The sequence below is a fragment of the Streptococcus mitis genome (assembly GCF_022137125.1).
GTDB lineage: Bacteria > Bacillota > Bacilli > Lactobacillales > Streptococcaceae > Streptococcus > Streptococcus mitis_CE.
This window is the reverse complement of sequence record NZ_JAKNEQ010000002.1, coordinates 258,397-271,006: the sequence shown is the minus strand read 5'-3', so window position 1 is coordinate 271,006 and position 12,610 is coordinate 258,397. Positions and strand designations below refer to the sequence as shown.

Annotated in this window: 15 protein-coding genes; 2 read left to right on the top strand and 13 right to left on the bottom strand. The window is 42.2% G+C overall.

What is annotated here, in order from left to right; translation table 11 throughout:
- Positions 1–81: 81 nt before the first annotated feature.
- The 13 genes from L0P31_RS03265 to L0P31_RS03205 all read right to left on the bottom strand — a co-directional run bounded on the left by L0P31_RS03265 (position 82) and on the right by L0P31_RS03205 (position 10,642).
- A complete protein-coding gene (locus L0P31_RS03265; RefSeq protein WP_141230465.1) occupies positions 82–849 on the bottom strand; it encodes an acetyl-CoA carboxylase carboxyl transferase subunit alpha in 768 nt (255 codons plus the stop codon).
- The gene (gene accD / locus L0P31_RS03260) at positions 846–1,712 is read right to left on the bottom strand and encodes an acetyl-CoA carboxylase, carboxyltransferase subunit beta (protein WP_238095736.1); all 867 of its coding nucleotides are present in this window, start codon (positions 1,710–1,712) and stop codon (positions 846–848) included. Before accD ends, L0P31_RS03265 begins: the two co-directional genes overlap by 4 nt.
- Positions 1,713–1,748: 36 nt before the next feature.
- A complete protein-coding gene (gene accC / locus L0P31_RS03255; RefSeq protein ID WP_045612209.1) occupies positions 1,749–3,116 on the bottom strand; it encodes an acetyl-CoA carboxylase biotin carboxylase subunit in 1,368 nt (455 codons plus the stop codon).
- Between the two features lie 11 nt (positions 3,117–3,127).
- Complete coding sequence (gene fabZ / locus L0P31_RS03250; protein WP_000565509.1) at positions 3,128–3,550, bottom strand: 3-hydroxyacyl-ACP dehydratase FabZ; 423 nt, start codon at positions 3,548–3,550, stop codon at positions 3,128–3,130.
- Positions 3,547–4,032 carry an acetyl-CoA carboxylase biotin carboxyl carrier protein gene (gene accB / locus L0P31_RS03245; protein ID WP_001052228.1) on the bottom strand — a complete coding sequence of 162 codons (486 nt, stop codon included), beginning with the start codon at positions 4,030–4,032 and terminating at the stop codon, positions 3,547–3,549. Before accB ends, fabZ begins: the two co-directional genes overlap by 4 nt.
- Positions 4,033–4,034: 2 nt before the next feature.
- A complete protein-coding gene (gene fabF, locus L0P31_RS03240; protein ID WP_045604895.1) occupies positions 4,035–5,270 on the bottom strand; it encodes a beta-ketoacyl-ACP synthase II in 1,236 nt (411 codons plus the stop codon).
- 21 nt (positions 5,271–5,291) lie between these two features.
- Positions 5,292–6,023 carry a 3-oxoacyl-[acyl-carrier-protein] reductase gene (fabG, locus tag L0P31_RS03235; RefSeq protein WP_238095733.1) on the bottom strand — a complete coding sequence of 244 codons (732 nt, stop codon included), beginning with the start codon at positions 6,021–6,023 and terminating at the stop codon, positions 5,292–5,294.
- Positions 6,024–6,063: 40 nt separating this feature from the next.
- Positions 6,064–6,987 carry an ACP S-malonyltransferase gene (fabD, locus tag L0P31_RS03230; RefSeq protein WP_238095731.1) on the bottom strand — a complete coding sequence of 308 codons (924 nt, stop codon included), beginning with the start codon at positions 6,985–6,987 and terminating at the stop codon, positions 6,064–6,066.
- Positions 6,980–7,954: an enoyl-[acyl-carrier-protein] reductase FabK gene (gene fabK, locus L0P31_RS03225; RefSeq protein ID WP_238095729.1), complete on the bottom strand. Its 975-nt coding sequence runs from the start codon at positions 7,952–7,954 to the stop codon at positions 6,980–6,982. The genes fabD and fabK overlap by 8 nt, the downstream gene beginning before the upstream one ends.
- 116 nt (positions 7,955–8,070) lie before the next feature.
- Complete coding sequence (locus tag L0P31_RS03220; protein ID WP_000257838.1) at positions 8,071–8,295, bottom strand: acyl carrier protein; 225 nt, start codon at positions 8,293–8,295, stop codon at positions 8,071–8,073.
- Positions 8,296–8,354: 59 nt separating this feature from the next.
- Positions 8,355–9,329, bottom strand: coding sequence for a beta-ketoacyl-ACP synthase III (locus L0P31_RS03215; RefSeq protein ID WP_049500270.1), 975 nt, complete (start codon positions 9,327–9,329; stop codon positions 8,355–8,357).
- Positions 9,329–9,763, bottom strand: coding sequence for a fatty acid biosynthesis transcriptional regulator FabT (gene fabT / locus L0P31_RS03210; RefSeq protein ID WP_000386356.1), 435 nt, complete (start codon positions 9,761–9,763; stop codon positions 9,329–9,331). Before fabT ends, L0P31_RS03215 begins: the two co-directional genes overlap by 1 nt.
- Positions 9,764–9,856: 93 nt before the next feature.
- Complete coding sequence (locus L0P31_RS03205; protein ID WP_238095727.1) at positions 9,857–10,642, bottom strand: enoyl-CoA hydratase; 786 nt, start codon at positions 10,640–10,642, stop codon at positions 9,857–9,859.
- Positions 10,643–10,851: 209 nt separating this feature from the next.
- Between L0P31_RS03205 and L0P31_RS03200 the strand changes: the two genes are divergently transcribed.
- Positions 10,852–12,216 carry an aspartate kinase gene (locus L0P31_RS03200; protein ID WP_238095725.1) on the top strand — a complete coding sequence of 455 codons (1,365 nt, stop codon included), beginning with the start codon at positions 10,852–10,854 and terminating at the stop codon, positions 12,214–12,216.
- A 2-nt stretch (positions 12,217–12,218) separates the two neighbouring features.
- Complete coding sequence (locus L0P31_RS03195) at positions 12,219–12,590, top strand: DUF956 family protein (RefSeq protein ID WP_000079350.1); 372 nt, start codon at positions 12,219–12,221, stop codon at positions 12,588–12,590.
- Positions 12,591–12,610 lie beyond the last annotated feature (20 nt).

Here is a 12,610-nt window from a genome sequence, read left to right as displayed (position 1 = left end):
TACTTCGTCCTTGATACAGAGTAAGAACCACATAAAAACTAGAACTGACTGCCAGTTCTAGTTTTTATGTATTCTGAGGTATTAGTATTTTCTAAATCGTTGATAACGTTCTTCCAACAACGCTTCTAACGGTTTTTGTGAAAGTAGAGCTAGCTCCGTTTGGAGTTCTTTTTTAACATTCTTAATCAGTTCTTTGCTAGAAAGTCCTGCTTCAGAAATCACCTTGTCCACCACGTCCATTTCTAGCAGCTCGTGTGAAGTGATTTTCATCAGTTCAGCCGCTTCCATGGCACGAGTACCGTCCTTCCATAAAATGGAAGCAAAGCCTTCTGGACTGAGAATAGCATAGATAGAATTTTCCAGCATCCAGACACGGTCTGCGACTGCCAGAGCCAGAGCTCCACCTGAACCACCTTCACCGATAATAATAGCAATAATCGGAACTTTCAGGTCACTCATTTCCATGAGATTGCGAGCGATAGCTTCTCCTTGACCGCGTTCTTCCGCGCCGACACCAGGATAGGCACCTGCAGTATTAATAAAGGTCACAACTGGACGACCAAACTTTTCAGCCTGTTTCATCAAACGCAGGGCCTTACGATAGCCTTCTGGATGCGGTTGGCCAAAATTTCGTTTGAGGTTGTCTTGCAAACTCTTGCCTTTTTGGATACCAACCACTGTTACAGCTTGGTCTCCAAGCCAGCCGATACCACCAACAACTGCACCATCATCACGAAAAGAACGGTCACCGTGTAATTGGATAAATTCATCAAAAATGCCTGTCGCAAAGTCCAAGGTTGTCAAGCGACTCTGCTCACGCGCTTCTCTGACTATTTTTGCAATATTCATCTAGGACTCCCTCCGTGCAATCTGACTAGACTAGCAATCGTATCTGGCAAATCTCTTCTTTTGACAATAGCATCCACAAAGCCATGTTCCAATAGGAATTCTGCTTTTTGGAAATCCTCAGGCAAGCTTTCACGGACCGTGTTTTCAATGACACGACGCCCAGCAAAACCGACCAAACTCTGTGGTTCAGCCAGAATGATATCGCCTTCCATAGCGAAAGAAGCTGTCACACCACCTGTCGTTGGATCTGTCAAAATGGTCAGATAAAAGAGACCAGCATTTGAATGGCGTTTAACTGCTGCAGAGATCTTGGCCATCTGCATGAGACTCATGATTCCTTCCTGCATACGGGCTCCACCAGAGGCTGTGAATAGGACAACTGGCAATTGTTCGACAGTCGCATACTCAAACAAACGAGTGATTTTTTCACCTACAACCGTACCCATAGAAGCCATGATAAAGTTGGAATCCATAATCCCAAGAGCCACAATCTGACCTCTTATAAGAGCTGTTCCTGTCACAACGGCTTCGTCCAGACCAGTTTTTTCACGCATAGTTGCTAGTTTTTTTTGATAGCCAGGGAAATGCAAGGGATCCTTGCTTTCAATCCCTGTAAACAATTCCTTGAAGGTTCCCATATCAATCGTCAAAGCCAAGCGTTCTTGGGCAGAAATACGAAAAGTGTAGCTACAATGTGGACAGATACGCTCACTTCCCAGATCCTTCTGATAAATGGTATGCTTACAGCCTGGACACTGAGAGAATAATTCATCTGGAACCTCTGGCTTAGCTTGAGGTTTTTCCCTAACCGAACGATTGGGATTGATTCGAATATACTTATCTTTTTTACTAAATAGAGCCATTGATTCCCCTTTTCGGTTTAAACTCTTGAAGTCATTTTATTCTTTTTCTTGATACTTGGGTAAGAAGGTTTCCATCAAGAAGGAAGTATCATAATCCCCAGCAATGACATTGCGATCTGAAATGAGGTCAAGCTGGAAATCTGCATTGGTCTGCACTCCTTCAATCTCTAATTCATAGAGGGCACGTTGCATTTTCATCAAGGCATCAAAACGATTTTCACCATGAACGATGATTTTAGCAATCATACTATCATAATAAGGTGGAATGGTATAGCCTGGATAAACTGCTGAATCCACGCGCAATCCAACTCCACCACTTGGCAGATGGAGATTAGTAATCTTACCTGGACTTGGAGCAAAGTTAAAGGCTGGATTTTCTGCATTGATACGACACTCGATGGCATGACCGCGTAGGACAATATCTTCTTGCTTAACAGACAGGGGCTGACCTGCCGCAATGCGAATCTGTTCCTTAACGATATCCACACCTGAAACAAACTCTGTTACTGGATGCTCTACCTGAACACGTGTATTCATTTCCATGAAATAGAAATTGCCACTTGCTTCATCAAGCAGAAACTCAATGGTCCCTGCATTCTCATAGCCAACAGACTCTGCAGCTCGAACAGCAGCCGCACCGATTTCATGACGCAACGTTTTTCCGATTGCAATTGAAGGGCTTTCTTCCAAAACCTTTTGATTATTCCGTTGAAGAGAACAATCCCGTTCCCCCAAGTGAATCACATTCCCATGTTCATCTCCTAGGATTTGAACCTCGATGTGACGTGCTGGATAGATAACCCGTTCTATGTACATAGCACCATTGCCATAATTGGCCTTGGCCTCACTAGAGGCAGTTTCAAAGGCTGAAACGAGGTCTTCTGGTTTTTCAACCTTACGAATCCCTTTACCACCTCCACCTGCTGAAGCCTTGAGCATAACAGGATAGCCAATTTTTTCAGCAACAATCAAAGCTTCTTCAGAGTTATGCACTTCTCCATCCGAACCTGGAATGACAGGCACACCAGCTTTAATCATCTGAGCACGCGCATTGATCTTATCCCCCATCATATCCATAACATGACCAGATGGACCGATAAACTTGATACCAACTTCTTCACACATGGTTGCAAATTTGGAATTTTCACTGAGAAATCCAAAACCTGGGTGAATAGCCTCAGCCTCAGTCAAGACTGCAGCTGATAGAACCGCATTAATATTGAGATAAGACTCTGTTGCCTTACCAGGGCCGATACAAACTGCTTCATCTGCTAAAAGCGTATGAAGGGCTTCCTTATCAGCAGTTGAATAAACCGCCACCGTCGCAATCCCCAATTCACGCGCCGCACGGATAATACGAACCGCAATTTCACCACGATTGGCAATTAAAATTTTTCGAAACATGGAGAACCTCCTTAGTTCCCTATTGCAAAGGTAAGAGTTCCACTGGCCGCAAGCTTGCCATCCACTTCAGCCTTTGCTTCAACCACAGCTATGGTGCCACGACGTTTTACAAACGTTGCCGTCATAAGCAATTGGTCACCTGGTACAACTTGCTTCTTGAACTTAACCTTATCCATACCAGCGTAAAAAACCAGTTTACCTTTATTTTCAGGTTTTGATAACTCCAAGACACCAGCTGTTTGCGCCAAGGCTTCCATAATCAGAACACCTGGCATGACAGGGTATTGAGGAAAATGACCGTTGAAGAAGGGCTCATTAATGGTCACATTTTTGATGGCAACAATAGTATCCTCGCTCACTTCCAACACACGGTCCACTAGGAGCATAGGATAACGGTGGGGAAGGGCTTCTTTGATTCCTTGAATATCGATCATTTGATACGTACCAATCCTTTACCAAACTCAACCATTTCTTCATTAGAAACGAGAATTTCTGTTACCACACCATCCTTAGGAGCTGGGATTTCATTCATGACTTTCATGGCTTCGATAATTACCAATGTTTGGCCTTTTTTAACACTATCACCAACTGTTACAAAGGCAGGTTTATCTGGACCAGCAGCCAAGTAAGCCACCCCAACAAGTGGACTCTCTACAACATCTCCCTCAGCAGCTACACTTGTTTCAGCTGGAGCTTGAACTTCTTCTGCTACAGGCTCTGCTGGAGCAGATGTAGGAGCCGCTGGACTTGGTGTTGCTAGAACGGGCGCTGGAGCGACTTGAGCTGCAACTTCGGATACGAGTCTAGCTTCATTCTTGCTAAACTGTAACTCATCCGTCCCATTTTTATAAGAAAATTCTCTCAAACTTGATTGGTCAAATTGGGCCATCAAGTCTTTAATATCGTTTAAATTCATACTTATTTATTCTCCCAACGTTTGAAAGCAAGAACTGCATTGTGGCCACCAAAACCAAAGGTATTTGAAATAGCGTATGGAATTTCTTGCTCCAAGCCTTGTCCATAAACGACATTGGCTTCGATATAATCTGATACTTCACTTGTTCCAGCTGTCATTGGTACAAAGTTATGACGCATAGCTTCGATTGTAACGATAGCTTCTACTGCACCCGCAGCCCCCAGCAAATGGCCCGTGAATGATTTGGTTGATGACACAGGTACTTCCTTACCAAGAACAGCTACAATAGCTCCACTTTCTCCTTTTTCATTAGCAGGAGTTGACGTTCCGTGAGCATTGACATAGGCTACTTGCTCTGGAGAAATCTCAGCTTCTTCCAAGGCTAGTTTGATGGCCTTGATAGCTCCCTGACCTTCTGGATGAGGAGAAGTCATATGGTAGGCATCACAAGTATTTCCGTAACCAACTACTTCAGCAAGGATGGTTGCCCCACGTTTTTCAGCGTGTTCAAGACTTTCAAGAACCAACATCCCTGAACCTTCACCCATAACAAACCCATTGCGGTCCTTATCAAATGGAATAGAAGCACGAGTTGGATCCTCTGTAGTAGAGAGAGCTGTTAGGGCTTGGAAACCAGCAATAGCGAAAGGTGTAATAGAAGCTTCCGAACCACCTACCAACATAACATCTTGGAAACCAAACTTGATTGAGCGGAAGGCATCCCCAATCGCATCATTTGATGAAGCGCAGGCAGTATTAATAGATTTACAAACACCGTTTGCTCCAAAACGCATAGCAACATTTCCTGAAGCCATATTTGGCAAGGCTTTTGGAAGGGTCAATGGTTTCACACGTTTTGGACCTTTATCATTTAAGCGAAGTACTTGATCTTCAATTTCCTTGATTCCACCAATACCAGAGGCAACAATAACACCAAAACGATCCTTGTCAATAGCCTCTACATCCAGATTGGCATGATTGACAGCCTCTTGGGCTGCGTACAAAGCATACAAAGAATAGTTATCAAAACGATTGGTATCTTTCTTTACAAAGTATTTATCAAAAGGAAAATCTTGAATTTCTGCTGCATTATGCACATCAAAGTCACTATGATCAAATTTTGTAATTTGGCCAATTCCGATTTTTCCAGTTGTCAAACTATTCCAAAATTCTTCTGGTGTATTTCCGATTGGAGATGTTACTCCATAACCTGTTACTACTACGCGATTTAGTTTCATCTTTTTTACCTCTAGCTTCTGCTACATACTTAAGCCACCATCAATGGCAACCACTTGACCAGTTAGATAATCTTGGCCTGCTAAAAATACTGTTAAATCTGCAACCTGCTCTGCCTGCCCAAATTCTTTCATAGGAATTTGTGCCAGCATAGCATCTTTTACCTTGTCTGATAGAACAGCTGTCATATCGGACTCAATCATTCCAGGTGCAATAGCATTAACCCTGATATTGCGATTGGCCACTTCACGCGCCACAGACTTGGTAAAACCAATCAAACCAGCCTTAGAAGCTGCATAGTTAGCTTGACCGATATTCCCCATCAAACCAACTACACTAGACATATTAATGATAGCACCTTCTCTGGCTTTTATCATCGGTTTCAAGACTGATTGTGTCATGTTAAAGGCACCAATCAGGTTAACCTTGAGCACTTTTTCAAAATCTGCTTCTGTCATCTTGAGCATTAGGGTATCTTGGGTAATCCCTGCATTGTTGACCAAAACATCTACTGAACCCAGCTCTACAATAGCTTGATCAACCATACGCTTAGCGTCTTCAAAATCAGACACATCTCCTGAAATGGGAACCACCTTGACACCATAGTTTGAAAACTCAGCGAGCAATTCTTCAGAGATAGGCCCACGACTATTTAAGACGATGTTGGCCCCTGCCTGAGCAAACTTGTGGGCGATGGCAAGACCAATTCCACGACTCGAACCTGTAATAAAGATATTTTTATTTTTTAGTTGCATTCTTTTCTCCTGTTTCCTCTTGTATTTATGGGAGAAGGGATTACTTGTTTTCTAGCAAGTTTTCCAAGCTAGCCTGATCTTCAACATTGGCTAGTTTAGCCGTTTTATCAATTTTTTTCACAAAGCCTGACAAGACTTTCCCCGGTCCAATCTCGATAAAGTTGGTTACGCCTGCTTCTTGCATAACCTCAATACTTTCATAGAAACGAACTGGTTCCTTGACCTGACGTGTCAAAAGTTGAGCGATGTCTTTTGTTTGCATAACAGCAGCTTCTGTATTACCAACTAGGGGACAAGTAAAATCTGAAAAACTTACCTGAGCTAGAGTTTCAGATAATTTCTGGCTAGCAGGTTCAAGAAGAGCGGTATGAAAGGGACCTGACACCTTGAGAGGAATCAAGCGTTTGGCACCTGCTTCTTGCAAGAGTTCAACAGCTCGATCAACTGCAACCACTTCTCCACCAATGACGATTTGTGCAGGTGTGTTATAGTTGGCTGGGGTAACCACTCCAAGTTCAGAAGCTTTTTGACAGGCTTCCTCAATGACCTCTACTGGCGTATTGAGAACTGCGACCATCTTACCAGAGCCAGCAGGAGCCGCTTCTTCCATATAAGCGCCACGCTTAGCAACCAAGGATACCGCATCTTCAAAATCCAAGGCACCACTGGCAACCAAGGCAGAGTATTCTCCAAGAGACAAACCAGCAACCATATCAGGCTGATAGCCCTTTTCTTGCAATAAACGGTAGATAGCAACTGAAGTTGCTAAAATAGCTGGTTGCGTATAGCGGGTCTGATTGAGTTTTTCTTCTTCCGTATCAATGAGATGACGCAAATCATAACCGAGTACCTGACTCGCTTGATCAATCGTTTCTTTAACAATAGGGTAGTGATCATAGAGATCCCGTCCCATACCTAGATACTGGGCACCTTGGCCAGCAAATAAAAAGGCTGTTTTAGTCATTTCTTACAACTCCTGCCCAACGAGAGGCTTCTTCTTGAATTTTCTTAGCTGCTCCGTAGTATAAATCTTTTAGGATTTCTTCAACGGTTTCTTCTTTGGAAACAAGCCCTGCAATTTGACCTGCCATAACAGATCCGCCATCCACATCTCCGTGAACAACCGCTTTGGCTAGAGCACCTGCTCCCATTTGTTCAAAAATTTCCAAATCTGGATTGTCTTGTTTAAAGGCATCTTTTTCAGCTTGTTCAAAATCACGAGTCAACTGATTTTTAATCGCACGCACAGCATGTCCAAAGTGTTGAGCTGAAATCGTAGTATCAATATCTCTAGCTTTTAAAATTTTCGCCTTATAATTTGGATGGGCATTAGACTCTTTTGCAACGACAAAGCGAGTTCCAACCTGAATAGCCTCTGCACCTAGCATAAAGCCTGCAGCAGCACCTTCACCATCCGCAATCCCTCCTGCAGCAATGACAGGAATAGATACAGCAGCAGCAACCTGGCGCACCAAGGTCATGGTTGTTAATTTCCCAATGTGTCCCCCAGCTTCCATTCCTTCTGCAATAACAGCATCCGCACCGATTTTTTCCATGCGTTTAGCTAGGGCCACACTTGGTACAACTGGAATAACTGTAATACCAGCTTCATGGAAACGTTCCATGTATTTACTTGGATTTCCTGCGCCTGTTGTCACTACCTTAACACCTTCCTCAATAACGAGGTCTACAATATCTTCCACAAAGGGAGACAAAAGCATGATATTGACACCGAAGGGTTTATCAGTCAATGATTTGATTTTATCAATATTTGCCTTGACAACTTCTTTAGGGGCATTTCCCCCACCGATAATCCCTAGCCCTCCAGCCTTAGAAACAACTCCTGCCAAATCACCATCAGCAACCCAAGCCATTCCTCCTTGAAAGATAGGATAATCAATGTTCAATAATTCTGTAATACGCGTTTTCATAGTGCCTCCATCGTTTCTTGCTTACGTAATAGTTCGATATCGTCATAATTTGACAATCAAACTATTGCCTAAACAAGAGGGAGCGGGTTTCCCTACTCCTTCTATCTATATTCTGTTTATTTTGTTTGCTCTTCAACGTAGGCAACCAAGTCACCAACTGTTTTCAAGTCATCTTCTGCTTCGATTTGGATATCAAAAGCATCTTCGATTTCTGAGATTACTTGGAACAAGTCCAATGAATCTGCGTCCAAATCATCAAAAGTTGATTCAAGTGTTACTTCTGATGCGTCTTTTCCAAGTTCTTCAACGATAATTTCTTGTACTTTTTCAAATACTGCCATGATAGGACTCCTTTAAAATAAATAGTTTTTTTATAACAATGTGTTCACCACATGATTACCTAAATTGTAAGAATGAGCGTGCCCCAGGTCAAGCCTCCACCGAAGCCTGATAAAAGAACAGTCTGGCTTCCATCTAAACGGATAAGGCCTTGTTCTACACACTCTGAAAGTAAAATCGGGATACTGGCTGCACTGGTGTTGCCATATTCCATCATATTGGCTGGAAGTTTATCTCGGTTAACACCGATTTTTCTAGCCATTTTATCCAAAATACGGTCATTAGCCTGATGAAGTAGCAGATAATCCAAGTTTGTCGCCTCTATAGGAGATTCATCAATAGTCTGCTTGATAGACTTGGCTACATCCCGAATAGCAAAATCAAAGACCGCGCGCCCATCCATCTTCAAAAATGAATCTGCATTTTCTTGATCTGAAAACGGAGAATGCAAGCCTGAATGTCCATAAGTTAGACACTCGCTACGACTCCCATCACTATTGAGACTCTCAGCCAAAAAATGCTCTTTCTCGCTAGCTTCTAGCAAGACACCACCAGCACCATCTCCAAACAAAACAGCTGTTGATCGGTCTGACCAATCGACTGCTTTAGAGAGGGTTTCACTACCAATCACCAAGCCTTTTTGAAAGCGACCAGAAGCGATAAACTTTTCAGCAGTTGAAAGAGCAAATACAAATCCACTGCAAGCTGCTGTTAGGTCAAAAGCAAAGGCCTTATTAGCACCAATATTAGCTTGAACACGAGCAGCTGTAGAGGGCATCATCGAATCTGGAGTAATGGTAGCTAGGATGATAAAATCCAACTCCCCTCCTGTGATTTCAGCTTTTGCCATCAGTTTCTTGGCAACTTCTGTAGCCAAATCACTAGTAGATTCTGTTCTTGAAATATGCCTTTGTCGTATTCCCGTCCGACTTGAAATCCACTCATCATTGGTATCCATAATCTGAGCCAAATCATGATTTGTAACCACTTGCTCTGGCACATAATGAGCAACCTGGCTTATTTTTGCAAAAGCCATTATCTCAAATCCTCCAAAAATTGATAAAGATTAGTCAAACCTTTGCTCATAACCTCCATCTCTTGCTTACTCATACCATCAATGATTTTTTCAACCATAGCCTTGTGGAAGCGTTTATGTAGTCTATGAACCAAGCGACCTTTCTTTGTCAAATGCAGATGCACTACACGTCGATCATGTTCTGAACGAATGCGTTCAATGTAACCCTTGCGTTCGAGATTATTCAAACTAGTCGTAACTGTCCCAAGAGTCACCATCAACTCTTTTGACACTTGACTTGGTGTCACATCTGGAACTTTTCCAATCACATCAATCGTATGCATTTCTTTGATGGAGATATCCTTGAAACGACTACCCCTCAAGCTAACTTCCTCAATAACGAGGACATTGTTAAATATAGACGTTAAATATTCATTAATTCGTTGGTAGTCCAATCTTTCCTTCCCTCCTTTTCAAAAAAACTTTTAGAATCAAAACATTTGACAAGAGAATTATATCAAAGTTCAAAGAATGGTGCAAGTATTTTTTTATTTTCCTGTAAATTTAGGTCTTCTTCTTTCCGAATGAGCCCGAACTCCCTCTTTGAAATCCTCTGTTTTCGCTAGTGACCCCTGAAGGTTCAGTTCTAAAGTAGCATAATCTTGCCAATCTTTAAATTGGCTCTCCCACACCAACTTCTTAATGGCAGCATAGGAATTGCTTGAACCACGTCTTAATTTTTTAAGAAGCTGTTCTCTCGTCTTTTCAAGTTTATCAGCTTCAGAAACGCGGTAAACTAGGCCCCACTCTAGAGCTTTTTCTGCTGTCAAAGCCTCTCCTGTCATGGCTAGTTGAGTAGCACGCGTCACACCAATACTTCGGCTCAAAAGATGAATTCCTCCTGCATCTGGAGCCAAACCAACTCCAACAAAGGCTTGGATAAATTTAGCCTTATCCGTTGCAAGACAGAAATCTGCAGCTACAGCCATATTGGCTGCAGCACCTGCAACAGCTCCATCAACCTCCATCAAGACAGGTTTAGCAATTTGCTTGATTTTATAAGAAATCGTATTGACCAATTCTGCGATTTTCGTCAATGATGGAATATCATCCTCATCCACTGCCCGCTTCATCTCTACCAAATCTCCCCCAACAGAGAAGACCTTTCCCTTGGCATTGATCAAGATAAAATGCACAGCTGGATCCTCTTCTGCCAGAGTCAGTGCTTCTAAAATTTCCTCACACATGGGAATATGAAAACCATTCGCGACCTCAGGACGGTTTAAGGTAAGGATTGCCAAATCTTCTTCAAGCTGATAAATAATGTGTTCCATCAGGACTCCTTTTTATTTTATAAGCAGTTTAAATTATTCTATTTTCAAAGTATATCTTTTTTAAAATCAGAAAGCAAGAAAAAATCAACTGAAAGTGTCTCAGCCGATTATAAAGAATCGCTTTATCCTAGAAAGCATCTTATTTTCTTCATTGAAAAAAGGCTTTCTTTCTGCTATAATCGTATAAAATACTTACTTTAGGAGTTCTTATGAAGGTTGTTAAATTTGGAGGTAGCTCTCTTGCCTCTGCTAGTCAATTAGAAAAAGTTTTAAACATCGTAAAAAGCGATTCAGAGCGTCGTTTTGTAGTCGTTTCTGCGCCTGGTAAACGCAATGCTGAAGATACTAAGGTTACGGATGCCTTGATTAAATACTACCGCGACTATGTTGCTGGTAACGATATTAGTAAGAGTCAAAACTGGATTATCGACCGCTATGCTGCTATGGTTAGTGAACTAGGTCTTAAACCAACTGTGCTAGAAAAAATTTCAAAAAGTATTCGCGCCTTAGCTACTCTTCCTATCGAAGAAAACGAATTTCTCTACGATACTTTCCTAGCAGCCGGTGAAAATAACAATGCTAAATTGATTGCTGCCTACTTTAATCAAAACGGTATCGATGCACGCTATGTTCACCCTAGAGAAGCTGGTATTGTGGTCACAAGTGAACCTGGTCACGCTCGCATCATTCCATCAAGTTATGACAAGATTGAAGAATTGACAAATACAAATGAAGTTCTTGTCATTCCTGGTTTCTTTGGAGTTACCAAGGAAAATCAAATCTGTACCTTCTCACGTGGAGGATCAGACATTACAGGTTCTATCATTGCTGCCGGTGTTAAGGCAGACCTCTATGAAAACTTTACGGATGTTGATGGTATCTTTGCGGCTCACCCAGGAATCATTCACCAACCACACTCTATCCCAGAGTTGACCTACCGTGAAATGCGTGAGTTGGCCTATGCAGGATTCTCAGTTCTTCATGACGAAGCTCTTCTTCCTGCCTACCGAGGAAAAATTCCTCTGGTTATCAAGAATACCAACAATCCTGACCATCCAGGTACTCGTATCGTTCTAAAACACAGTAGTGATGAATTTCCAGTAGTGGGAATTGCTGGTGACTCTGGCTTTGTCAGCATTAATATGTCGAAATACCTCATGAACCGTGAGGTTGGATTTGGACGCAAGGTTCTTCAAATCCTTGAAGATCTTAACATCGGTTGGGAACATATGCCAACAGGTATCGACGATCTTTCAATCATCCTCCGTTCTCGCGAACTAACTCCTATCAAGGAAGAAGAAATCCTTCGTCAGTTGGTTCAAAAGGCTGAAGTAGACCATGCAGAAATCGAGCACGACCTTTCAATTATTATGATTGTTGGAGAAAAGATGAAGAGCCATATCGGAGTAACTGCTACTGCGACACGTGCTCTATCTGAAAATAAGATCAACATCCAGATGATGTCTCAAGGTTCTAGTGAAGTATCTATCATGTTTGTTGTCCATAAGGACCAAGAGAAAGCAGCTATTAAAGCCCTCTACAATGCCTTTTTCGGTGAAAGTAAGGAAGACTAAGCATGGCTCAATCACTTAACAAAACAGTGCTCCTCAATACGACAGGCACCTCCTACCTCTCTATAGCTGGGAAAGTTGGGAAATTCCTTGTCGGAGATCAGGCTTTGGAATTTTACCCCGATGTCAATGTTGAACAATTTATCCAGATTCCTTGGAGCCATATCAACCAAATTGGAGCTAATGTTACTGGTCGCAAAATCAGTCGCCACTTCGAAGTCTTTACAGACAGAGGAAAATTCCTCTTTGCTTCAAAAGACTCAGGTGCCATTCTCAAAATTGCTCGTGAAAAACTGGGCAATGACAAGGTCGTCAAACTTCCGACCCTGATTCAAACCATTAGTCAAAAATTTAAAAATCTATTTGCAAAAAAGTAGAAACTTTAGTATAATCATAG